The organism is Azospirillum canadense, from assembly GCF_025961225.1.
Taxonomy (GTDB): Bacteria; Pseudomonadota; Alphaproteobacteria; order Azospirillales; family Azospirillaceae; genus Azospirillum; species Azospirillum canadense.
The window spans coordinates 282,007-303,459 of record NZ_JAOQNG010000007.1; the positions used below are offsets into that span (position 1 = coordinate 282,007).

Sequence of the window (21,453 nt, forward strand, 5' to 3'; positions counted from 1 at the left end):
CGCATCATCCTCCCCCGAGCAATCAATCGATCACGTGATAGCCGCCGTCGATGTAGACCACCTGGCCGGTGATCTGCCGCGCGGCGTCGCTGGCCAGGAAGGCGGCGGTCGGCCCGATCTCGTCCACGGTGACCAGATGATGGGTGGGCGCCCGGGCCGCGGCGCGTTCCAGCAGTTCGTCAAAGCGGTCGATGCCCGAAGCCGCGCGGGTCGCCAGCGCGCCCGGGGACAAGGTGTTGACGCGGATCTTCTTGGACCCCAGCTCGGCCGCCATGTAGCGGACCGCGCTTTCCAGGGCGGCCTTGACCGGGCCCATCATGTTGTAGTGCTCGACCACCTGCCCCGCGCCGTAGAAGCTGACCGTCATCAGGCATCCGCCGTTGGTCATCAGCGGCTCCGCCAGCTTCGCCATGCGGATGAAGGAGTGGCACGACACCTCCATGGCCAGCGAGAAGCCGTCCTTGGAGCAGTCGACCACGCGCGCGTGCAGATCCTCCCGCGGGGCGAAGGCGATCGAATGGAGCAGGAAGTCCAGCCGGCCCCAGCGGTCGCGGATGGCCACGAACACCCGCTCCAGATCGCCGTCGCGCTGCACGTCGCAGGGCAGGATGAGGTCCGCGCCGAGCCGTTCGGCGAGCGGGCGGACGTGCGGCTGCGCCTTCTCGTTCAGGTAGGTGATCGCCAGATCCGCCCCAAGCGCACGAAAGGCCTTGGCGCAGCCGTAGGCGATGCTCTGGTCGTTGGCGATGCCGGCCACGAGGCCGCGCTTGCCGTCGAGCGAGATCAACGTCATGGCGGGAAGCTCCCGTATTTCGGATCGGTGCCGACGGGCCGTGCTGCCAGTGTGGGTCAGCTGCCCTTCTGGCTCTGCCCCGTCTGCACGCCGCGCTGATAGGCGGATTGCTCCGTCCGTTTGTGATAGTCGTAGAGCAGGCCACCGGCCAAGCCGGCGCCGGCGCCGATCGCGGCCCCCATGCCGGCGTTTCCGGCGATGGCGCCGATCAGGGCGCCGCCGGCCGCGCCGCCGGTCGTCCCGGTGAGCGCGCGCTGCTGGGTTGGGGACATGTCGCTGCACGCGGTGAGCGGGAACGCGACGGCCGCGACGATGAGAAGATGGTTGGGTGTCATGGCTGTGCCCTTGTCAAAATGCCCCATCGGAATGAGCCTGCGGTTTTGGCGCAGAGGTCAGACGCGGCACGGGTAGCGTTGGCTGAGGAAGCGGAACAGCCCTTCCACCGGCGGCGTGTTCATCTGCTGGGGATTCTGCTTCGCCCAGGCGATGAAGGCCGCCACGGCCTCGTTGCGCGACGGCGGCGGGTTCGGCGCACACACCAGTTGGCGCTTGCCCTCGGCCGCGGTGACGATCTGGTGGTATTGATAGGCCCCGACGGCGAAACCCTGGCAGAAATGCAGGGCCGCGATCCCCGTCGGGTCGGTCGGCGCAGCCTCGCACAGTTGCACGAGATCGCCGGTGGTCCGAACCTGGAAATTGGTTTCTGAAGGGGCCTGCGCGGTTTGCGCCTGCGCCGTGGCGGCCGCCATGGCCATGGCGATGGCCACCGGGATGGCCGCCAGAGCGCGTTTGGGCTGGTGTGTCATCGATCACTCCCGACGATTTTTCCCCGACAACTTTTCCTGGCCACCGGCGGCGCGCCCCGCTGGACGACAACGAATGGGGGCACGCGTGACTTCGGTTCCGGTGACTTCGGTTCCGACGTCCATTGAGACGCAACCGCGGGGCGTCCAGAAGTAGCAAGCGGGAGAAACGCGGGCGTGCTACGGTAACATCTCACCGTATCAAGCGGGGCGGGTATCAAGCAGCGCGGGCGATGGCTGCCGGCATCAGCCGGACGGGACGGCAAGGCCGGCTTTCCGGACGCCGTCGAGGATTTTGGCGATGGTGGGCGGGGCGATGTTCCGCCGCTCCAGTTCGGGCACGATCTTCGCGCCGAAGTCCGGATCGAGACGGAGGATTTCCCGCACCTCCCGCGCGGCGTCGCTTTTGTGCCCAGCCTGCGCGTGGATCATCGCCAGGGCGACGTGGGAAAGAACGAACTCCGGCACGTCGACGCGCTGGGCCTCGGCAAGAGCCTCGTCATACCGTCCGTTCACATAGTGATAGGTGGCGATGACGATGCGGTACCAGCTCGGTTGCGCCGGGTTGCGCGCGTACGCCTCCTGGATCAGGGGTATGCCCGTCTGCCAGTCCCCAACGAGGCTGTAGCAGCGTCCGAGATCGGCGAGAATGTCGGGACCGTGGGGATTGAGCGCACGCGCCCGCTCGTAGGCGGCGATGCTCAGCTGCGGCTCGCGCCGCAGCCAATAGGCCAGCCCGAGCGCCTGGTGCGGCAACGGGCTGTCGGGCGCCAGGGCGACGGCGCGCTGCGCCAGTTCCAGGCCGGTGGCCAACGGGTCGGGGTCGGCGGACCGCGGGTTGAAGCCAAGCCGGGTCTCGTCGATGGTGACCATGGCCAACGCAGCCCACGCGTCCGCGTAGAGCGGATCGGTCTGCACCGCGCGTTCCAGGCAGGTGCGCACCTGGCCATGCAGGTCCGCGTCCAGGTGGCGCCAGTACTGCCGGGTCCGCAACAGGCATTCGTAGGAGGACAGGGCCGTCGGCGGCCGGTCGGCCGCGTGGCGCGCCTCCTCCTCCTCGATCACGCCGTTCGGCTGCACCAGCGCGCGGGCCACCCGGACGGCGATGTCCTGGCGCAAATCGACCATGGTGGCGGCCGTCAAGTCGCGGCGGACGTTGTCGGACCACAGATAACGGCGGGTTTTCGCGTCGATCAGCACGGCGGTGACCTGGATCTGCCCGCCGACCTGGGCGACGCTGCCCTTCAGGACATAGTCGATGGGAAGGTTCGGTTCGGCCTGCCGCAGGGCCGCCGCCGACTTGTAGCGAAAGCTGGTCTCGGCCCCGAAGACGAGCACATTCTTGAAGCGGACCAGCGCGCCGATAAGCTCCTCGGTGTAGCCTTCGGCGAAAATGTCCTGCGATGGGTCGGTGCTGCCGTTGGCGAACGGCACCACCAGCAGCGCCGGGCCACGCTCCACGAAGGCCGGCGGCACCCCGCCCGACGGCTCCCGCCGGATCGAATCCACGCCCCACAGGGTGAAAAGCAGCGCGGCGACGGCCAGCAGCACCGCCGACGCGAGAACGGCCGTGCGCGGCTTGGCGGCGAAGCGGAAACGCGGGCGCCATGGCGGCGTGGAGAGTTGTGCCGGGTCACCGGCCGGCTCGCCCGGGCCGCGACCGCCAGCCGCGGCGTTGCCGTCGGCTTGGTGCTCCGCCCGGGAGTGCAGGGCAGCAAACGGGGCCACGGCCGGCATGCCGGTGAATTGGGGAACGTAACTGCCTTTTGGAATGGTGATGCGGACCGCGTCGGAAGCCCCGTCGGTCAGGTAGTACTGCTCCAGGCAACGGCGGACACGGCCCGCATGGATGCGGACCACCGGGTCAAGCAGCGGGTCGAAGCTGGCATCGCGGTCGAACACATCGATCGCGATGGCGTAAGCCTTGATCCGGTCGGCGTGGCCGGCCAGGGTTTCCTGAACGATGAACCGCAGGAACCGCTGCTTGCGAGCGGACCCGCGGAACCCCCGGCTGGCGAGAACCCGCTCCAGCGCCTCATCAATGAGCGCAGGCGGAATCGCCTCACCAGAGGATTGCGGCATGCCCCCTCCATCCATGCTCTCACCATCCACTGGTTCCGGCCACTGGTTTGGACACGAACAGCCCGGCACGCGATAATCGACGGCACCCCCACAATGTTTTTGCACAACGCTTTGAAAGAACACGCCTCTTCCACGGAACGTGGAGAAGCCGTGCCAGCGCGAGAACGGTCTCTTTTGTTTTGGGTGAATTTCTAAAGAAGTCTCTTTGCTTGCCCGCTCTTGCAAGCCCTGTTTATCGCCGGCAGGGCGCAATTGAAACAACAGCGGAAGGCGTACATACTCATAGCTTACAGCAGAAGCTATGCCTCCACTTTCCCTCGAAGCGCACCAATCGTTCGAACGACGAACAGCATTCCTCAAGCGTGACCGGGCTATCTCCTATTGTCGGAACCCTTTGAAGCCGACGGTGCATTGGATCGGATTTTCAGACCAGGATTACCGACCGACGGAATGTCTCTGGGTAGTCTTGATCGAAGGCAACGGATTGTATGACAAAAAAGGTAGGCTAACCCAAAGGTAGGCTAACCCTATGAAGGAAGGACATGGCCGGCGCGGATTCGCACGGCGCTCCTGTGCCGATGACAGCGCGCCTATGGCCCTGGGCGGAGATGGAAGACGCGCGATCCCCGGCGTGCCTTCCGTTGGTTGATACGGTACCACGGCCGCATCGTGTTACCGTATACAGGCGCTTCCACGCGGCGGCTTCCACGCGGCGGTGTCTTCCGGGGGGGGGGTGGACGACATACCGTATCGCGCGTTCGCGGCGCGGAAGTTTTCGATAAGAAAGACCATGGCGCGAGAAGGCGGCGATGACCCCCGTCATGGCCCATCATGGCCCGCCGCGCGCGCACGCCCTTCCCGGGAGCAGAGCCATGGCCGATGTCTTCCACGACGAACGGATGCCGCAGGCCGGTGCGTTGGACACGGCCGATCGGTTTGAGATGAGCTACGTCCGCAAGGCGCTCGTCCTCGCGCTGATCCTGGTGCTGCTGGGCGGCTGTTTCGTGGTGCTGCGGCCCTTCATCGCGGCGATTTTGTGGGCGGTCATCCTGACCTTCAGCACCTGGCCGCTCCATTGGCGGCTGGAACGCGCGCTGGGCGGCCGCACCACGCTGTCGGCCGCGATCATGACGCTGGTGGTGATGACCCTGTTCGTCGGCCCGCTGGTTCTTCTGGGGCTAAAGTTGTCCGAGAACGTGCTGCGTCTCTTCGAACTCATCAACACCGGCGTCGAGCAGGGATTGGGGCCGCTGCCCGACTGGATGGCCCGGATCCCCATCGCGGGCGCGACGATGCAGGAGGTCTGGACCGCGCTGGCGACCGGCCAGGCGGACCTCCGCACCGTGCTTCAGCCCTATCTGGGGCGGATCCGCGACTTCGTCCTGGCGAGCGGAGGCGCTTTGCTGTCCGGCACCTCGCTGATCGCGATCAGCGTTTTCATCGCCTTCTTCCTCTATCGCGACGGCCGCGCGGCGGTGGAACGGCTGCGCAGCGTCATGGGGCAAATCGCCGGTTCGCGGGCGCGGCAGTCGCTGGACGTGGCGGCGACCACCATCATCGGGGTCGTGCACGGCGTCCTCGGCACGGCGCTGGTGCAGGCCATCGCCGCCGCCTTCGGCTATTGGGTCGCCGGGGTTCCAGGCGCCTTCCTGCTGGGCTTCGCGACCTTCTTCCTGACGCTGATCCCCATGGGCCCGGCGGTCATCTGGGTGCCGGTGACGATCTGGCTGGCCGGGCGGGGGGAGACAGGCATGGCGCTGTTCATCGCCGTGTGGGTCGGCCTTGTGGTCGGCAGCCTGGACAACGTGCTGCGCCCGATCCTGATCGGGCGCGGCAGCGACCTGCCCTTCATCGTCATCTTCCTGGGCATCGTCGGCGGACTCGTTGCCTTCGGCCTGATCGGCGTCTTTCTCGGCCCCACGCTGCTCGCCGTCGCCTACAGCCTGACCCGCGAATGGAGCGGCGGATCGGAGCGCGGCGAAGCGCCCGCGGACTGATGCGGCGCAGCCTGCTGATTTTTGGAGTGCGACGGGGCTATGGCCGCCGGATGTCTTCCCTTGCGTCCGTGGGAAGAGGCCGTGGACAGCTGCCGCAATCGGCTTTCACGCACGGACAGGCTGGAAAAGCGCACGCGTCGCCATTCACCTCGGTGGCCCGCACGGCCAGGTCGTAGCGAAGGCCGCGCATGAGGACGACGCTGTCCTGGCCCTGACGCTCGTAGCCTTCCACGATCCTGCGAAGCCTTATCAGAATGCCACGCCGCCGATGGACGCTGTAGCCGTGCATGGGACTCCCCGGTCACAACAAACAGAACAACATCTCGGCGTGAGAAACCGACATCGGACCATTCGCATTATGTCCATGCGTCAAACCCCGGCGCGTCAATCCCCGGCGGCTGACAGGCGGGCGCCCTCGCGCGCGCAGATCTGGGTCGGCCGGCAATCGGCGCCGGAGCGGCGTATTGACAATCCATACAATGCCGGGCCTTATGGTGGACGGTGGCACGACGCCATAAGCCACGGGAACAGGCAAGCCGATGGACGACAAGGCCCCGGGTAAGACCGAACTCGGTAAGACCGAATGGGTCCCGGACATCGAGGACCGGTCCAAGCCGGTCTATCTCGCCATCGCCGACGCGATCGGCGACGACATCCGCGCCGGCCGGCTGGCGCCCGGCCAACGGCTTCCGCCGCAGCGGACCCTGGCCGAACGGATCGGCATCGACTTCACCACCGTCAGCCGCGCCTATGGCGAGGCCCGCGCCCGCGGGCTGGTCGACGCGCGCGTCGGCCAGGGCACCTTTGTTCGTCCCGGTGTCCGGCCCAGCCCGGTCGTGACCATGGCGCCGCCCCTTCCCGCTGCCTCCGGCCACTCCACCGCACACTCTGGATCTGCGGCCGGATCGCTGATGGACATGACCATGAACCAGCCGCCACTGCCGGATTCGCCGGCGTTGCTCCAGCGGCTGCGCCAAAGCATGGCGGAGGTCGTCTCCGGCCTTGCCCTGCCCGACCTGCTGCATTATCCGGAGGCCGGCGGCCCGCGGGAGGAGCGCGCGGCGGGCGCTCAGTGGCTGCGCGACCGTTTGCCGAACCTGCCCGTCGAACGGGTTCTGGTGACGCCGGGCACGCAGGGCGCGCTGCTGGCCCTGCTGACCACGCTGGCCCGCCCCGGCGACACCGTCTGTACGGAAGCGCTGACCTACCCCGGCTTCCGCGCCGTCGCCGCGCAACTGGGTCTGCGGGTGGTCGGCGTGCCCATGGACGCCGACGGGATCGACCCGGACGCCCTGCGCGCGGTCCTGGCGCAGCACCGGCCGAAGGCGCTCTACTGCATCCCGACCTTCCACAACCCGACCACCGCGACCATGCCGCCGGACCGGCGCGCGGCGGTCGTTGCGGCCGCGCGCGACCATGGCGTGCCAATCATCGAGGACGACATCTACGGCACCCTGCCGGAGGACTCCCCCCCGCCACTGGCCGCCCTGGCGCCCGAGATCACCTTCCACATCGCCGGCTTGGCGAAGTGCGTGTCGCCGATGCTGCGCGTCGCCTATGTGGCCGTGCCCGACGCGCGGCAGGCGTTGCGGGTGTCGGCCGCCCAGCGCGGCACGACGCTGATGGCCTCCCCTCTCGCCGCGGGGATCGCGCGGCGCTGGGTCGAGGACGGCACCGCCGCCGCCATCCGCGACGGCATCCGCGCGGAGGCGGTGGAGCGCCGGGCGCTCGCCGAGTCCCTCCTGCCGCCGGGCAGCGCCATCACCAAGCGGGAGGCGTTCCACCTCTGGCTCAGCCTGCCGGAGAGCTGGACGCGGGGCGAGTTCGCGGCCCATCTGCGCGCCCGCGGCATCGCCGCGGTGACGGCCGACGCCTTCGCGACGACACCCGACGTGCCGCAGGCCCTGCGCGTCTGCCTGGGCGCCCCGGCCACCCGAGAGGACACCCGCCAGGTGCTGCATGTCCTGGCGGAGGCGCTGGACCTGATCCCGGCCGCCGCGGGCGTCGTCATCTGACGGGCGCATCTGACGGGGCGGGCCTCCATACAGGGTGCTACAAAGTGACGCATTGATAGGATTATGCCCGAAACACGGCATTTTTCCGTCTTTGCAATACATTCAATCCGTCTTGCGACCCCTACAATGCGCGCATACAATGCCCGCATTGCCGCAAGGCCGGCGCTTCGGCGGGTCTTCGGCCACGATACTTCGTGCAGAGGCTCGTCATGCAGAAACTCGCCCGCTCTCCGGTCGGAGAATCCGGGGCCGTCACTCCACCGCCCAATCCACCTTCCCTGCCGCCGCTCTATGCATCCCACAAAAAGATTTACCCGAAGGCGGCCCGCGGACGGTTCCGCCGGATCAAGTGGGCGCTGACGACGGCCCTGCTCGCGCTGTTTCTCATCCTCCCCTGGCTGCGCTGGGACCGCGGGGCCGGCGTGCCGGACCAGGCGGTGCTGCTCGACCTCGACGCCCAGCGCTTCTACCTGTTCGCCGTGGAGCTGTGGCCGCAGCACATCTATTACTTCACCGGGGCGATGATCCTGGCGGCCATCGGGCTGTTCCTGGCGACCGCGCTGGCCGGGCGCGTCTGGTGCGGCTACAGCTGCCCGCAGACGGTCTGGACCGACCTCTATGTGTGGGTCGAGGAGCGGATCGAGGGCGACCGCGGAGCCCGCATCCGGCTGGACAACGGCCCGCGCGACGCCCGCTGGCTCGCCAGGAAGGCGGCCAAGCACGCCGTGTGGCTGCTGATCGCGCTGGCGACCGGCGCCACGGCGATCTTCTACTTCGTGGACGCGCCGGGCTATGCCCGTGACTTGGCACGGCTGGAGCCGTCCACGCTCGCCTCGGGCTGGATGCTGTTCATGGCCGCCTGCACCTACGCCATGGCCGGCTTCATGCGGGAGCAGATGTGCGTCTACGTCTGCCCCTGGCCGCGCATCCAGGCGGCCCTGCTGGACGAGGAGAGCCTCGTCGTCACCTACCAGGATTGGCGCGGCGAGGGCCGGGCGCCCCTGCGAAAGGACCAGGGATGGGAGGCGCGCAAGAGCACGGGCCTTGGTGACTGCATTGACTGCAACGCCTGCGTCCATGTCTGCCCGACGGGGATCGACATCCGCGACGGCATCCAGATGGATTGCATCAGCTGCGGCCTGTGCATCGACGCCTGCAACGACGTCATGGCCCGCATCGGCCGGCCGGGCGACCTGATCCGCTACGACACCCAATCGGCCCAGGCCGCCAAGGCAGCGGCCCGCAAGCCGGAGCCCTACCGGCTCGTCCGTCCGCGCACCATCGTCTACACGTTGCTGATGGTGGTGGTGAGCGGCGTGATGGCCTGGAGCCTCGCGCTGAAGCCGGCGTCCGGCCTGTCCGTGCTGCGCGACCGAGCGCCGTTGTATGTGGCGTTGTCCGGCGGCGAGCTGCAGAACAGCTACACGGTGAAGATCGCCAACATGACCCGCCAGCCGCAGGCCTACCGCCTGACCCTGTCGGGGATCGCGGGTGCGGTGCTGAACGGGGCCGGCGTCAACGGTGCGGAGGGGGCCGAACTGGAGCTGACCGCGGCGCCCGACACGGTGCAGACCTACCGGGTCCACGTGCGGGTTCCGCGTAGCGCGGTCGCCGCGGTGTCGACCCCCATCACCTTCACGCTGACCAACACGGCCGAGGGCGGAGTACAGACCGCCGCGACGGTGTTTTTGGGGCCGTAGAGTAAATCTGAACCACAGAGACACGGAGACACAGAGGGGTTTCAGCCGGCCGTGCGACGCGACCAAGAACCCTTATAATCTCCGTGTCTCCGTGCCTCTGTGGTCAACATCCTGGAGACGACTTCACCAAGCCGGCAGGATCGCGCCCTTGAAGCGGGTTTGCAGGAAGTCCTTCACCTCCTGCGACTGGTAGGCAGAGACCAGAGTCTTCAGCGCCGGGCGGTCCTTGTCCTTCGCGCGCGCGGCGATGAAGTTGCCGTAGGGGTTGCCGTCGCGCGGTTCCTGGATCAACGCGTCCTTGGCCGGGGTCAGGCCGGCGTTCACCGCGTAGTCCGTGTTGATGATGGCCCCGTCGAAGTCATCCAGCGCGCGCGGCAGCTGCGCGGCCTCAAGCTCGATCAGCTCCAGCTTCTTCGGGTTCGTGGCGATGTCGAGCACGCTCGGCGTCAGGCCTTTGCCGTCCTTCAGCGTCAGCAGGCCGTTCGCCGCCAACAGGTTCAGCGCGCGGCCGCCGTTGCTGGGGTCGTTCGGGATGCCGATCTTGGCGCCCGGCTTCAGGTCGCCGATCGCCTTCACCTTGCGGGAGTAGAGGCCGATGGGTTCCACGATCGTGTAGCCGATGGGAATGATCTTGTAGCCGCGCGCGGCGATCTGCGCGTCCAGGTACGGCTTGTGCTGGAAGGCGTTGGCGTCGAGTTCGCCGGCGTCCAGCGCCGCGTTGGGGATGGCGTAGTCGGAGAAGGTGATCAACTCCACCTCCAGCCCGTTGCGGGCGGCGACCTTCTTGGCGACCTCGGCGATCTCCTCCTCGGCGCCGCCCATGACGCCCAGCTTGATCTTCTCCGCGGCGGAGGCGGCGCCCGACGCGAGCAGCGCCAACGCGATGCCGCCGGCCAAGCCGGCGCGGCGGAGCCAATTGCGTCGGGAAGTGACATGGTCTTGCATGGGATTCCTCTTGGGCTGATTCTTGGACTTTGGTTTTTTCAAACAGGCTGCATCACGCATCCATACGACAGCCTTCTGGCGTTGATCACTGCCGATCACGCAGAGCAGTTCTGTGTTGAATTGTGCTATATATCTATAAAAATAATAGACTATAATGTCGAGTTCCGCGACGGCATGGACATACTGACCCGTACGGATGGTCCGTCAGCGTCCGTGCCGCGTTCCTGTTTACGGTGAAGGGCCAAAAATACGGCCTGCCCCGTCCGTTGAAGGGAGGACACCCATGAACACCCGCCGCGCACCCGACCCGCGGTCCGGCGTGCTGTCCCTGGTTGGAAACACGCCCATTGTCGAAATCTCGCGGCTGGACACCGGTCCCTGCCGCCTGTTCGTGAAGCTGGAAAGCCAGAATCCCGGCGGCTCCATCAAGGATCGCATCGCCCTGTCGATGGTCGAGGCGGCGGAGCGCGACGGCCGCCTGACGCCCGGCGCCACCATCATCGAGGCGACCGCCGGCAACACCGGCCTGGGGCTGGCGCTGGTCTCAGCACAAAAGGGCTACCGGCTGGTCCTGATCGTGCCGGACAAGATGGCGCGGGAGAAGGTGTTGCACCTGAAGGCGCTGGGGGCGGAGGTGCGCATCACCCGCTCCGACGTCCCGAAAGGGCACCCGGAATACTACCAGGATTTGGCGGAGCGGCTGGCGGCGGAGATCCCCGGCTCCTTCTACGTCAACCAGTTCGGCAACCCCGCCAACCCCCATGCCCACGAGACGACCACCGGCCCCGAGATCTGGGAGCAGATGGGCCACGACGTCGACGCCGTGGTGGCCGGCGTGGGCTCCGGCGGCACGATCACCGGCGTCGGGCGCTTCCTGAAGTCGGTCAATCCGAACACGGAGATGGTGCTGGCCGATCCAGAGGGATCGGTGCTGGCCCACTATATCGCCACGGGCGAGCTGGTCGAGGCCGGTTCCTGGAAGGTGGAGGGCATCGGGGAGGACTTCGTGCCGCCCATCGCCAACCTCGACCTCGTCTCCAAGGCCTACACCGTGTCGGACGCGGAGAGCTTCGAGACGGCGCGCGACCTGCTGGTGAAGGAAGGCATCCTGGCGGGCTCCTCCTCCGGCACGCTGGTCGCGGCGGCGCTGCGCTATTGCCGGGAGCAGACCACGCCGAAGCGAGTCGTCACCTTCATCTGCGACAGCGGCAACAAATACCTGTCCAAGATGTTCAACGACTTCTGGCTGCTGGACGAGGGCTTCACCCCGCGCGCCCACACCGGCGCGGTGCGCGACCTCGTCACCCGGCGCTTCGATTCCGGCGGCACCATCACGGTCAGCCCCGCGGACACACTGCGCACCGCCTTCAGCCGCATGCGCGTGGCCGACGTGTCGCAGCTACCGGTGACCGACGGCGGGAAGCTGGTCGGGCTGCTGGACGAGAGCGACATCCTGCACGCGGTGGTCTCCGGATCCTTCGACAGGCCGGTGCGGGAGGCCATGGTGCGCGACCTCGTCACCACTCCGGCGGACGCGCCCATCGCGGCGCTGAACCCGCTGTTCGCCCAGGACCGCGTGGCCATCGTGGTGGAGGGCGACCGCTTCCTCGGCCTGGTCACACGGGTCGACCTGATCAACCACCTTCGGCTTGAGAGCGCGTGAGCATCATGACGGACAGCAGCAAGGGCAAGAACCGCCTGGCCTTCGCCACGCGGACCATCCATGGCGGGCAGTCTCCCGACCCGTCCACCGGTGCCGTCATGGTGCCGATCTACGCCACCTCCACCTTCGTGCAGGAGAGCCCCGGCGTCCACAAGGGCTACGAGTACGCGCGCAGCCAGAACCCGACGCGCATGGCCTTCGAACGCTGCATCGCCGACCTGGAGAGCGGCACGCGCGGCTTCGCCTTCGCGTCCGGGTTGGCGGCCATTTCCACGCTGCTGGAAACGCTGGACGCGGGAACGCACATCGTCGCGTCGGACGACCTCTACGGCGGCAGCTTCCGCCTGTTCGAGCGGGTGCGCAAACGCTCCATGGGCTTGCGCGCCAGCTATGTGGACATGAGCGACCTCGACGCCTTGGCCGCCGCCGTGCAGCCGGACACGCGGCTGATCTGGATCGAAACGCCGACCAACCCGATGCTGAAGCTGGTGGACATCGAGGCGGTGGTCCGCTTTGCCAAGGCACGCGGGATCTGGACCGTGGTGGACAACACCTTCGCCAGCCCCTGGATCCAGCGCCCGCTGGAGCTGGGCGTCGACGCGGTCGTGCACTCGGCGACCAAGTACCTGAACGGCCATTCCGACATGGTCGGCGGAGTCGCGGTCGTCGGCGACAACGCGGAATTGGCAGAGAAGCTGGCCTTCCTCCAGAACGCGGTCGGCGCCATCTCCGGCCCCTTCGACAGCTTCCTGGCGCTGCGCGGGCTGAAGACGCTGGCGCTGCGCATGGAGCGGCACTGCACCAGCGCCCTGGAGATCGCCCGCTGGCTGGAGCGTCACCCGCGCGTGCGCCGCGTCGTCTACCCGGGGCTGGAAAGCCACCCGCAGCACGATCTCGCCAAGCGCCAGATGCGCGGCTTCGGCGGCATCGTCACGGTGGAGTTGGACGCGGGCCTGGAGGACACCAAGCGCGTGCTGGAACGCTGCCAGCTCTTCGCGCTGGCCGAAAGCCTGGGCGGCGTGGAAAGCCTGATCGAGCACCCGGCGATCATGACCCACGCCTCCATCCCCGCGGAGCAGCGCCGCGCGCTCGGCATCGGCGACGGGCTGATCCGCCTGTCGGTGGGAATCGAGGACGCGGAGGATCTGCGGGAGGATTTGGAACGGGCGTTGGCGTAGTCCTTCTCCCCTCTGGGGAGAAGGGTTGGGATGAGGGGGCGGCCGCAGGCCGGAAAAGCGCTGCAATGAGGCTGCGTTTCCGCCCTGCGGGCGCCCCCTCACCCTAACCCTCTCCCCAGGGGGGAGAGGGGATTATGGACGCTCACGCCTGGTCCAGCGTGATTCCTTCGATCAGGTCGCCGACGTCGTCGCAGCGGTCGGTGACCGCTTCCAGAAGCTCGTACACCTCGCGGCGGCCGAGGAAGGCGATCATTTCCGGCTTTTCGGCGATCAGCGCCTTCAGGGCGTCACGCAGGATCTCGTCGGCCTCGTCCTCCAGGTCGGAGATCTGGCTGCAGACGTTCAGGATGCGTTCGGCGTTGCCGGTGATGGTCGCCAGCAGCGGCATCACGTCCACCAGCAGCGCCGCCTGCCGGCGGATGATCGACGCCATGCGCCGCATCGGCGTGTCGAAGCTGTCGATGCCGTAGAGCGCCGCGTGGCGCGGCACCTCGTCCATCAGGTCGATGCAGTCGTCCAGCGCGTTGATCAGCGCCTGGATCTCCGACCGGTCGAAGGGCGTGATGAAGGTGCGGTGCAAGCCGCGCCCGGCTTCCTTCGCCACGCGGTCGGCGTCCTTCTCGATGCGCTTCAGGGCCGCCGTCCGCTCGCCCCGCTCCTCCGGTTCGGCGGCCATGACAGCCTCCAGGGCATCGGCCGCCGTGACGATGTAGCGGGCCTGCTCGACGAATTGCTCAATGACCCGCTCTTCTTTCGGCATCATGGAACGGATGGCGCGCAGCAGCAGCATGGGAGCTGGTCTCTCGGTCGGTTCGAACGCTCCCTAATAACCCCATGCGCGGCGGCTTTGCAGCAAAATCGTCACACAAGCGTCATGGCAGGGGCCGGGGGCCCAAAAGAAAGAAGCCGGGGCAAGGCGCCCCGGCTTCCCATGCTGTCGGCCTTCGCCGGCCAGCGTCGTCGATCAGACCATGCCCGACTTGGTGAAGGGCAGATGGTGCAGCCGCTTGCCGGTTGCGGCGAACACCGCGTTGGCCACCGCCGGGGCGGCGGTCGGCACGCCGGGCTCGCCGACGCCGGTCGGGCGGATCGTAGACGGCAGGATGTGCACCTCCACCGGCGGCATCTCCGAGTTGCGCAGCGGCTGGTAGGTGTCGAAGTTCGCCTGGTCCACGACGCCGCCGGTCATGGTGATCTCGTCACGCAGCGCGTGGCCGATGCCCCATCCGGTGCCGCCGGAGATCTGCGCCTCGATGATGTTCGGGTTGACCGCCTGGCCGCAATCGACCGCGCAGACCACCCGTTCCACCTTCACCTGCCCCTTGTCGTTGACCGAGACCTCCGCCACGTGCGCCACGAAGGTGTCGAAGCTTTCGTGCACGGCGACGCCGCGCGCCCGACCCTTTGGCAGCGGCTTGCCCCAGTCGGCCTTCTCGGCCGCCAGCTTCAGCACGCCCTGGAGACGCGGGCTGTCCTTCAGCAAATCCATGCGGAAGGCCACCGGGTCCTTGCCGGCCGCAGCGGCCAGCTCGTCGATCATGACCTCCTTGGCGTAGGCGGTGTGGGTGTGCCCGACCGAACGCCACCACAGCGTCGTCACCGGCGACACCGGGGAGTGCAGGTCCACCGCCAGGTTCGGCACCGCGTAGGCCATGTCCGACGCGCCCTCGACCGAGGTCTCATCGACGCCGTTCTTGACCATCACGGCCTCGAACGGGGTGCCGGTCATGAAGCTCTGGCCGACGATGCGCTGCTGCCACGCGACCAGCTTGCCCTGCGCGTCCACGCCGGCCTTGATCTTGTGCAGGAACAGCGGGCGGTACCGGCCGCCCTGGATGTCGTCCTCGCGCGTCCAGACCAAATGGACCGGCGCCTTGCCGTAGGCCTTGGCGATGATCGCCGCCTCGGCGATGTAGTCGGCGTTCGGGGTGGCGCGCCGGCCGAAGCTGCCGCCGGCCCATTGGGTTTCGATCGCCACCTGCTCCGGCTTGCAGCCGAGGATGGAGGCGACGACCTTCTGCTCCACACCCTGGAACTGCGACCCGGCGTAGATGGTGCAGCCGCCGTCGGGCTTCAGCTCCACCGTGGCGTTCAGCGGCTCCATCGGCGCGTGGGCGAGGTAGGGGAAGACGAACTCCGCCTCCACCACCTTGGCCGCCCCGGCCAGCGCCTTTTCGGCGTCACCCTTGTTGGCGGCGACGTTGCCCTGCTTCTCCGCCAGATTGCGGTAGTCGGCCAGGATCTCCTCGGTACCGCGGGTCTCCGCCTTGGCGTCGTCCCACTCCACCTTCAACGCCTCGCGGCCTTTGATGGCCGCCCAGGTGTTCTTGGCGACGACCGCGACGCCGACCGGCAGGGTCAGCACGTCGATCACGCCCGGCACCTGCTTGGCCGCCGCCGCGTCGACCGACTTCACCGTGCCGCCGAAGCGGGGGGAGCGCGCCAGCACCGCGGTCACCTGGCCGGGACGGCGGATGTCCATGGCGAAGATGGCCGTGCCGTTGGTCTTGGACACATGGTCGAGACGGTGCAGCGACGGGTTGCCGACGAGCTTGTAGTCCTTGGCGTCCTTCAGCGCGACCTTCTGCGGGACGGGCAGCTTCGCCGCGTCCTCCGCCAACGCGCCGAAATTCGCCGTGCGGTTGGACTTGGCGTGGCGGACCACGCCCTTCTCCACCGTGATCTCCGACACCGGGACGTTCCAGCGCGCGGACGCCGTGGCGACCAGCATGGCGCGGGCGGCCGCACCGGCCATGCGCAGCTCGTCCCAGCTGTTGGCGACAGCGGTGGAACCGCCGGTGCCCTGGATGCCGAAGAAGTGGTTGGCGTAGAGCGTGCTGTCGGCCGGAGCGAAGGCGCCGCGCATCTGCTCCCAGTCGGCGTCAAGCTCCTCCGCAACGATGGTGGTCAGGCCGGTCATGATGCCCTGGCCCTTGTCCAGGTGCTTGACCAGCACGGTCACCGTGTTGTCCGGCGCGATGCGGACGAAGGCCTGCGGGCGCGGGTCGGCCGGGCCGATGATGGTCGGCGCCTTGGCCTCCGCGGCGAAAGCACCCCGCGGCAGCATGGCGCCGATCACGAGGCCGCCGCCAACGGCGCCGGCGCCCTTCAGGAAGGATCGGCGGGACGCGGTCACCGGTTCGGCGGCCACGGCCACGTCGCCGGCCGCCTGCTTGATGAGATGATGCAGCATGGATCAGGCCCCCATCGCCTTGGCGGCGTCCTTGATCGCCGCGCGGATGCGCGGGTAGGTGGCGCAGCGGCAGACGTTGCCGTCCATGGCCGCGTCGATGTCGCTGTCCGACGGGTTGTGGTTGTCGGTCAGCAACGCCACCGCGCTCATGATCTGGCCGGACTGGCAGTAGCCGCACTGCACCACGTCCAGCTTCTGCCAGGCGGCCTGGATCGCCTCCGCGGCCTTGCCGGAGATGCCTTCGATGGTGGTGATCTTGGTGCCCACGGCGGATTCCGCGGGCGTCTGGCAGGCACGGGTCGCGGTGCCGTCGATGTGGACGGTGCAGGCGCCGCACTGGGCGATGCCGCAGCCGAACTTCGTGCCGGTCATGTTCAGTTCGTCGCGCAGGACCCAAAGGAGGGGCATGTCGGGCGGCACGTCGACGTCGCGGTCCTGCCCGTTGATGTTCAAACGAATCATGGGATGATTCCTGTCTCTGTCTTCCCGTCGGATCTTTTTGTGTCGGAATGGTCCGCGCGGCGACGGCCGCGCCTCGACCAGGCAACCGGAACCGGGCGCCCCCACCCGATCACGGAGCCGCTCCCTGGCGGAGCGTGCGCTCAAGTTCGTACCGGCCGGCCACAAGTCAAGGGACCTACATCGGAAGTCAGCCCTCCAACGCCGGCCTGCGCCGCACGCTCCGCCTCACACGCCATGCTCATGGCCCCCAGTATCGCGCGGCGACGCCGGCCGTTGTTGCCCGATGCTCGCCGTTCTTTGCCTGATCCTCCAAGATGTCGCGCGAGCGGAGGCGGTTGGGGTAGTCTTGCCCCATGACCACCCTGCTCGATGCCGTCCGCCGCTACGCGGAGATCCACGCCGACGCGTCCGGCCTGGCACAGACGCCGATTCCGGGCCTCACCACCGTGCGCGCGACCGCGCCCAGCGGCGTGGTCCACGCCATCTCCCGCCCGCTGGTCTGCCTTGTCCTCCAGGGAAGCAAGCAGGTCACGATGGGGGCGCAGACCTTCGCCTTCACCGCGGGCGATTCCCTGCTGGTCACGGCCGACCTGCCAATCGTCAGCGAGGTCACGCGCGCCAGCGTCGCCGCCCCCTACCTCTGCCTCGCCCTGGAACTCGACCCGGCGGTCATCGCGGATCTTGCGGCTGAGATGGGGGCGGCACTCGTGGCCGACCCCGCGCCCGTGCGGGTCGAGCCGACCGACGCGGAGGTCGCCGACGCGGCGCTGCGGCTGATGCGGCTGCTCGACCGCCCGGAATCGGTGCCGGTCCTGCAGGCCCAGCTGGTGCGCGAGTTGCACTACTGGCTGCTGGCCGGCCGGCACGGGCCGGCGATCCGGCGTCTGGGCTGGCTGGACGGGCACGCGCAACGCGTGGCGCGCGCGGTCACGGTGCTTCGGGCGGAATTCACGCAGCCCTTGCCCGTCAAGCGCTTGGCGGCGGTGGCGGGGATGAGCGTGTCGTCCTTCCACCAGCACTTCCGCACCGTGACCTCCCTATCCCCGTTGCAATTCCAGAAGCGGTTGCGGCTGATCGAGGCGCGCCGGCTGATGCTGTCGGAGGGGATGACCGCGAGCAGCGCGGCCTTCGCGGTCGGCTACGAAAGCGTGCCCCAGTTCACCCGGGAATACGGCCGCATGTTCGGCCTGCCGCCCGTCCGCGACCGGGAGGCGGCGAAGGGCAAGGCGCGGCAGCCGGAGCCGCCGTCCCAATTGGGCGGCAAAATGGGAGCCAGGATGGCCGGGTGACCATCCACTTGGCGGACGCGGTCAGCGGATCTCGATCAGGTCGGTCAGCTCGCGCACCACCAACTCCAGGCTGTCCGCCACCGCTTCGCAGGAGATGCGGTCGTCAGCGGATTCGAAGGTGCCGGACCGCAGCATGGCGATGCGTTCCTTCACGCGGTCGATGTAGGCGATCAACTTCTCTTCCATGGTTTCAACCCTCGGCGCTGCCCCGTGGCGCAGGGATAACACCCCGGCCTTCCCTTTGTGGCACGTCCACCGCCGGACGCCTCGACAGGTGCCGGATTGTCGGGCAGGCTGTTGCGCGGCCGGCGTAGGACGCCAGCCTTCAGAGTCCCACAGCGAAAGTCCCAGGGCCGTGACAAAACGCGAGGAAACGGAAGCCCTCCTGGCCGAACTGCGCCAGGGCTTCGGAGCCAAGTCGAACAGCGACCTGCTGCATCTGCTCGCCACGCTCGGCCGGATCGTCCTGACCGAATCCTCCAAGGACGAGCGCGGCCGCCGCGTGCTGAAAATCGTCGGCAAGGGCGGCAAGGAACGGCAGATCGTCATTTCGGACTGAGGTCACGCCACGGCGCCCATGCAGCGTTGCAGCGCCTCTTGCAACTGGCGCGGCGTCACCGGCTTGAAGGCGACGCCGAAGCCCAGGTCGGCCGCCTCCTTCTGCCATTCCGGGCTGGTCTCGCCGGTCAGGATGATCGCGGGAACGGCGGAACCGAGAAAGTCGAAGACGCGCCGCACGGTGTCCGTTCCCCGCTCGCCGCCGCGCAGCCGGTAATCGGCGACGATCACGTCCGGTTCCCGCCCGTCGGCGCGCAGTTTTTCGATCGCTTCCTCCGCCGACGCGGCGATCAGCGTGTCGTACCTCCAGCCCCGGAACACGGTCTGAAGCGCCAGCAGGACGATGGAGTCGTCGTCGATCAGCAGCGCGAGGCGGCCATCGCCATCCTCCAGGACCGGCTGCGTCCCCGGATTCTCCTGGGATCCGTCGGTATCGCCGGGTAACGCGACAATGGAGAAGACGGATCCCCGCCCCGGTTCCGACCGCACCGACACCGGATGGTGGAGGAGAATCGACAGCCGCTGCACGATGGACAGCCCGAGCCCCAGGCCCTGGCCGCGGTCCCGCTCTGGGTTGGCGAGCTGGTGGAATTCTTCGAAAATCCGGTCGAGCTGCCCGGCGGGAATGCCGATCCCGGTGTCCTGCACGTCGATGTGGACGCGGCCGTCGGCCTCGCGGCAGCCCAGCTCGACGTAGCCCGCCTCGGTGTAGCGGATGGCGTTCTCGACCAGGTTGCGGATCATCCGGCCCAGCAGGTTGCGGTCGCTGCGGACGACGAGGTCCGGGCCCTTGCGCACGCGAAGCTCCAGCCCCTTCGCGGCCGCCACCGGCAGGTAGGCCTCGGCGATGTGGTCGAGCACCGGCCGAAGCTGGACATCCTCGATGGCCGGGCTGATGCCCCCGGCGTCAAACCGCGACACGTCCAGCAGGCTCTCCAGCAGCCCCTTCATGGTGTCCAACCCCCGTTCCAGCATGGTCAGGGCGCTGCGCCCGCGCTCGCTCGCCACATGCGGGCGTAGCGCGGATGCGAACAGGAACATGGACTGCATGGGCTGGCGAAGGTCGTGGCTGGCCGCCGCCAGGAACTTGCTCTTCGACAGGTTGGCCTGTTCCGCCTCCTCCTTGGCGGCGCGCAGGGCTCCCTCCGTTTCCTTGCGGTGCGTGATGTCGATGTGCAGCCCGGACAGCCGCAGCGGCGTGCCGTCCGCGGCGTAGGTGGCGTTGGCCACCGACTCCACCCAACGGACGCTGCCGTCCCGCCGCAGGATCCGGTATTCCTGACTGATGGTCGGCGTTTGATCGGCCAGCGCGGCCCTACGCTCCTGCAGCACCCGGTCGCGGTCCGCCGGGTGCAGGCTGGCCGCCCAGGTCTGGTAGCCCGGCGCGGCGCGTCGCGGATCCAGGCCGAAGATCCGATAGGTTTCGTCCGACCATTCGGCCCGGCGGGAGCGGAGCTTGATCCCGAAGGTTCCGGCCCGGGCAGCCTGCAGCGCCAGGACCAGCTGTTCCTGGACGCGGACGAGTCGGCTCGCCCCCCAGGCGACGCCGGCGTAGCATAGGACCAGCACGCCGACGAACATCGCCATCGTGCGCCAGAGGCTGCGGTCGATCGACCCCATGGCCTCGGCCTTGTCGATTCCCGCCATGACCAGGATGCCTTCGGCGCCGACCTCGGTGCTCGAATAGGCCATGATCCGCTTGACGCCGTCGAGGCCCGTCGCCTCCACCGTCGCGCGCCGGCTGCCGCTGAGCATGTAGCGCAGCCGTTCCGGCAGATGCTGCCCGACCAAGTCGGGCTGCGCGGGCGTCCGGGCGAACACCCGGCCGGAACGATCGGCGATCAGGATGGTCGCGTTCTGCGGCAGGGGCTTGCGCGCCAGGAACTCGTGCAGCCAGTCGATGTCGAGAAGGGCGGTGACGACGCCCGCGGTGGCTCCGTCCGTCCCGTCGAAGGGTTGCCCGAAGGTCAGGACGGCGTGGCCAAGCCGCCGTGCGGTGGCATAGTTGCCGAGGACGAAGTCCCCGGCCGCTAACGCCCGCTGGACGTTCTCCCGTTCGCCGATGTAGGCGCCGACGGCGCGCTGGTCGGTCGCGCAGCGGACATGCCCGTCCATCCCCATCACTTCGATGACCAGATAGGGGGGCATCTGCGTGTGCACCCGGTCCAGGGTCGCCTGACAACCGGCCCCGGCCAACTGCGGAGCCGCGGCGGTGGCCAGCGTTCCGAGAACGTGGTGGACGTCGTCGATCAGGCGCTGCTGCTCGGTCTCCACGCCGTCGAGCAGCCGCATCGCCTGATCGTGCATCTCGGCCATCCGTTCGCGGCGCAGGTTGAACTGCATCGCCAGCTCGACCCCCAGCAGGGGCAGCATGATCAGCGAGAGCAGGACCAGCGAGCGGCGGAGGGTGGCTTGCACGTCAACCCCACGGAAAAGCGCGTGACCGAACCGTCCGGATGTCCGAATGCTGCACGCAGAGAAGATGGTACCCACAACAATGCCTAATAAAAAGCCCGATTCCGTCCAGCGGCGGTAGAGACATTGGTCGTGCTGCCGCGGAATTCATAAAAATCAACTGTACGTCGATAAAAACCCCGCACAGGTCAATTGATCCTCATTTGCCGACTGTGCCGCGCCATCGGGACGCGGCCATCAGAAGACGTTGGCCACCAGTCCGACATTCCGCCGATGGAGGACATCAAGCCGCCCCGCTCCGACAGGACGGCGGTTCTATAAATCGACGCTTTGGCGGCCTAATTGGCGTGCTCGGACATC

General features: G+C 68.0%; 17 protein-coding genes. 7 read left to right on the forward strand and 10 right to left on the reverse strand.

The window, feature by feature from the left end; genetic code table 11:
- Positions 1-22: 22 nt before the first annotated feature.
- The 4 genes from fabI to M2351_RS29090 all read right to left on the reverse strand — a co-directional run bounded on the left by fabI (position 23) and on the right by M2351_RS29090 (position 3,678).
- Positions 23-793 carry an enoyl-ACP reductase FabI gene (gene fabI, locus M2351_RS29075; RefSeq protein WP_264659521.1) on the reverse strand — a complete coding sequence of 257 codons (771 nt, stop codon included), beginning with the start codon at positions 791-793 and terminating at the stop codon, positions 23-25.
- Between the two features lie 56 nt (positions 794-849).
- Positions 850-1,128 carry a glycine zipper family protein gene (locus tag M2351_RS29080; RefSeq protein ID WP_264659522.1) on the reverse strand — a complete coding sequence of 93 codons (279 nt, stop codon included), beginning with the start codon at positions 1,126-1,128 and terminating at the stop codon, positions 850-852.
- Between the two features lie 57 nt (positions 1,129-1,185).
- The gene (locus tag M2351_RS29085; RefSeq protein WP_264659523.1) at positions 1,186-1,599 is read right to left on the reverse strand and encodes a Rap1a/Tai family immunity protein; all 414 of its coding nucleotides are present in this window, start codon (positions 1,597-1,599) and stop codon (positions 1,186-1,188) included.
- A 243-nt stretch (positions 1,600-1,842) separates the two neighbouring features.
- Complete coding sequence (locus M2351_RS29090; RefSeq protein WP_264659524.1) at positions 1,843-3,678, reverse strand: tetratricopeptide repeat protein; 1,836 nt, start codon at positions 3,676-3,678, stop codon at positions 1,843-1,845.
- A gap of 872 nt (positions 3,679-4,550) precedes the next feature.
- On the opposite strand from M2351_RS29090, the gene M2351_RS29095 reads away from it, so the two are divergent.
- The 3 genes from M2351_RS29095 (at position 4,551) to ccoG (ending at position 9,390) form a co-directional block, all read left to right on the forward strand.
- Positions 4,551-5,675, forward strand: a complete 1,125-nt coding sequence (locus M2351_RS29095) for an AI-2E family transporter (RefSeq protein WP_264659525.1) — start codon at positions 4,551-4,553, stop codon at positions 5,673-5,675.
- Between the two features lie 539 nt (positions 5,676-6,214).
- Positions 6,215-7,690: an aminotransferase-like domain-containing protein gene (locus M2351_RS29100; RefSeq protein ID WP_264659526.1), complete on the forward strand. Its 1,476-nt coding sequence runs from the start codon at positions 6,215-6,217 to the stop codon at positions 7,688-7,690.
- A gap of 209 nt (positions 7,691-7,899) precedes the next feature.
- Complete coding sequence (gene ccoG, locus M2351_RS29105) at positions 7,900-9,390, forward strand: cytochrome c oxidase accessory protein CcoG (protein ID WP_264659527.1); 1,491 nt, start codon at positions 7,900-7,902, stop codon at positions 9,388-9,390.
- Positions 9,391-9,513: 123 nt separating this feature from the next.
- On the opposite strand, the gene M2351_RS29110 is transcribed toward ccoG, so the two are convergent.
- Complete coding sequence (locus M2351_RS29110) at positions 9,514-10,335, reverse strand: MetQ/NlpA family ABC transporter substrate-binding protein (protein ID WP_264659528.1); 822 nt, start codon at positions 10,333-10,335, stop codon at positions 9,514-9,516.
- A 283-nt stretch (positions 10,336-10,618) separates the two neighbouring features.
- Here M2351_RS29110 and M2351_RS29115 point away from each other — a divergent pair, with 283 nt between their 5' ends.
- Positions 10,619-11,998 (forward strand): cystathionine beta-synthase, encoded by a 1,380-nt coding sequence (locus M2351_RS29115; protein ID WP_264659529.1) that lies wholly within the window; start codon positions 10,619-10,621, stop codon positions 11,996-11,998.
- A 5-nt stretch (positions 11,999-12,003) separates the two neighbouring features.
- Positions 12,004-13,176, forward strand: coding sequence for a cystathionine gamma-synthase (locus tag M2351_RS29120; RefSeq protein WP_264660369.1), 1,173 nt, complete (start codon positions 12,004-12,006; stop codon positions 13,174-13,176).
- A gap of 142 nt (positions 13,177-13,318) precedes the next feature.
- Here the strand turns inward: M2351_RS29120 and M2351_RS29125 are convergent, their stop codons facing one another.
- The 3 genes from M2351_RS29125 to M2351_RS29135 all read right to left on the reverse strand — a co-directional run bounded on the left by M2351_RS29125 (position 13,319) and on the right by M2351_RS29135 (position 16,831).
- Positions 13,319-13,966, reverse strand: coding sequence for a DUF47 domain-containing protein (locus tag M2351_RS29125; RefSeq protein WP_264659530.1), 648 nt, complete (start codon positions 13,964-13,966; stop codon positions 13,319-13,321).
- A gap of 174 nt (positions 13,967-14,140) precedes the next feature.
- Positions 14,141-16,369 (reverse strand): xanthine dehydrogenase family protein molybdopterin-binding subunit, encoded by a 2,229-nt coding sequence (locus M2351_RS29130; RefSeq protein WP_264659531.1) that lies wholly within the window; start codon positions 16,367-16,369, stop codon positions 14,141-14,143.
- 3 nt (positions 16,370-16,372) lie between these two features.
- A complete protein-coding gene (locus M2351_RS29135) occupies positions 16,373-16,831 on the reverse strand; it encodes a (2Fe-2S)-binding protein (RefSeq protein ID WP_264659532.1) in 459 nt (152 codons plus the stop codon).
- A gap of 353 nt (positions 16,832-17,184) precedes the next feature.
- On the opposite strand from M2351_RS29135, the gene M2351_RS29140 reads away from it, so the two are divergent.
- Entirely contained in the window at positions 17,185-18,120 is a 936-nt protein-coding gene (locus M2351_RS29140; RefSeq protein ID WP_264659533.1) for an AraC family transcriptional regulator, read from the forward strand.
- A gap of 21 nt (positions 18,121-18,141) precedes the next feature.
- Here the strand turns inward: M2351_RS29140 and M2351_RS29145 are convergent, their stop codons facing one another.
- Positions 18,142-18,306, reverse strand: coding sequence for a hypothetical protein (locus M2351_RS29145; protein ID WP_264659534.1), 165 nt, complete (start codon positions 18,304-18,306; stop codon positions 18,142-18,144).
- A gap of 169 nt (positions 18,307-18,475) precedes the next feature.
- Here M2351_RS29145 and M2351_RS29150 point away from each other — a divergent pair, with 169 nt between their 5' ends.
- Positions 18,476-18,679, forward strand: a complete 204-nt coding sequence (locus M2351_RS29150) for a hypothetical protein (RefSeq protein WP_264659535.1) — start codon at positions 18,476-18,478, stop codon at positions 18,677-18,679.
- Between the two features lie 2 nt (positions 18,680-18,681).
- Here the strand turns inward: M2351_RS29150 and M2351_RS29155 are convergent, their stop codons facing one another.
- The gene (locus tag M2351_RS29155) at positions 18,682-21,096 is read right to left on the reverse strand and encodes a hybrid sensor histidine kinase/response regulator (RefSeq protein WP_264659536.1); all 2,415 of its coding nucleotides are present in this window, start codon (positions 21,094-21,096) and stop codon (positions 18,682-18,684) included.
- Between the last annotated feature and the right edge of the window lie 357 nt (positions 21,097-21,453).